This is a genomic window from Acidithiobacillus sulfurivorans, from assembly GCF_018853815.1.
Classification (GTDB): Bacteria; Pseudomonadota; Gammaproteobacteria; order Acidithiobacillales; family Acidithiobacillaceae; genus Acidithiobacillus; species Acidithiobacillus sulfurivorans.
Genome location: NZ_JAAOMP010000149.1, coordinates 1 through 1982, shown reverse-complemented (window position 1 = coordinate 1982; position 1982 = coordinate 1). Strand labels below are relative to the sequence as shown.

Annotated in this window: 2 protein-coding genes; both read right to left on the bottom strand. The window is 57.2% G+C overall.

All coding sequences use genetic code 11. The annotated features are described in order from the left end of the window. Positions 1–160: 160 nt before the first annotated feature. Positions 161–1450, bottom strand: coding sequence for a cell division protein FtsA (gene ftsA / locus HAP95_RS13430; protein WP_215884666.1), 1290 nt, complete (start codon positions 1448–1450; stop codon positions 161–163). Between the two features lie 30 nt (positions 1451–1480). Continuing rightward, positions 1481–1982 (bottom strand): cell division protein FtsQ/DivIB (locus HAP95_RS13425; RefSeq protein ID WP_215884665.1); only part of this gene is annotated, 502 nt, incomplete at its 5' end.

Here is a 1982-nt window from a genome sequence, read left to right as displayed (position 1 = left end):
AATTCCACCCCTTCCAGACCCGCCCCACACATATTGTTGATGGCGTTACCACCACCACCGCCGACGCCGATGACCTTAATGACGGCGCCGTCCTGTTCGCATTCGTTTAATTCATACATGATATTTCTCCTGATTCGTTAAGTATGGGTGTTGGTGGGGATCAGCCGAAGCTGGTCTGGACCCAGTTGCGCATTTTCCGGAAAACACCAGCAAAGCTGGTGTCCATACCGGCATGTCCCTGACTGTGATCTTCATAGGCCGCCTTGGGCTGGGTAGCGACTGCGGCTTCGCCTTGCCCGGCAGGTTGATTATGTAATCCGTACATGACCAGGCCCACGCCCGTGGCATGTCCAGGTACCCGAACCACGTTTTCCATTCCCGGCAAATGCATGGGTTCACCGACGCGAACCGGCAGGTGAAGGATTTCTTCGGCCAGTTCGGCAATGCCTTCCAGAAGGCTGGAACCGCCGGTAATGACGACGCCAGCGGCAATCAAATCTTCATAGCCGGTGCGCCGCAGTTCTGCCTGGATGAGTTCAAACAATTCCTTGATGCGGGGCTCAATGATGTCACCGAGAATGCGCCGGGAAATAGTCCGGGGCGGGCGGGTGCCGACACTGGGTACCGAGATTTCATCATCCTGCTGAATGAGATCGCCTAGGGCGCAACCATATAACTTCTTGATTTGCTCGGCTTCGACGGGTGGGGTGCGAAGACCCAGGGCAATGTCATTGGTCACCTGATCTCCGGCGATGGGAATGACGGCCGTATGGCGGACAGCCCCATCGCGGAAAATGGCGATATCGGTAGTCCCGCCACCAATATCCACCAGGCAAACGCCCAGTTCTTTCTCGTCCGAGGTGAGCACTGCGTCTGCCGAGGCCAGCTGTTCGAGGACCAGATCCTGGACTTGCAGCCCGCAACGTTCCACACATTTGGCAATGTTCTGGGCGGCACTGACAGCACCCGTAACAATATGTACCCGGGCTTCCAGGCGTACTCCCGACATCCCGACCGGTTCGCGAACCCCTTCCTGGCTGTCAATCATGAATTCCTGGGGCAAAATATGAATGACGTTCTGATCTTGCGGGATCACGATGGCGCGTGCTGCGTCCATGACCCGACCTACATCATCATTGCTGACTTCCTTGTTTTTGATGGCGACAATACCGTGGCTGTTGTAGCCGCGAATGTGTCCGCCAGCGATGCCGACCACCGCGCCATGAATCTGCACACCGGCCATGAGCTCGGCTTCCTGCACGGCACGGGTGATGGCCTGAACAGTGGATTCAATATCCACGACAACGCCTTTTTTCAAGCCCCGGGAGGGGTGCTGACCAACACCGATGATTTCTGCTTCACGACCACCTTTGGACTGCGCAACAATACAAGCCACTTTGGAAGTACCAATATCCAGGCCGACGATGAGTTCCTGATGTCCACGTTTCATTTGCTTTCTCTCCTTCGGATCCAGGATCCGTTACTGACTGTTGACGGTGGTCGCTGAGGGCATGGCGACCGCAAAACCATTGGTATAGCGCAGATCCATTGTGGCTCCGGCTACCAGGTATTCCTTGACCTGGGGGGCAATGGCCACCCAGCGTTTTAAAGCAGGGATCACGTCCTCGCTGCCCAGCAGCAGGCGGACCTGATTATTGAGAATGCAGCGCCATCCACCCCTTTGGTCTTCCTGAAGGGAAATGACTTTCAGGCCGAGTGGGGCAACAATGGTATTAAATTTGGCCAGTTGCGCGAGGAGTTGGCTGCCACTATCGGCGGGTCCGGCAAGATTGGGGAGTCCATTGGGTACTTGTGCCGGGGGAACGCTGAATACCTTTCCCTGGGCATCGACCATTTGCCCGGCGCCACCCAGCCAGCGGGCGACCGGCGTGTAGGGTTTGATATTGACCGTCAGGCGGTCGGGCCAGACCCGCCGGACCTCGGCATCGGCGACCCAGGGCAGGGCATCCAGAGAATGGCGG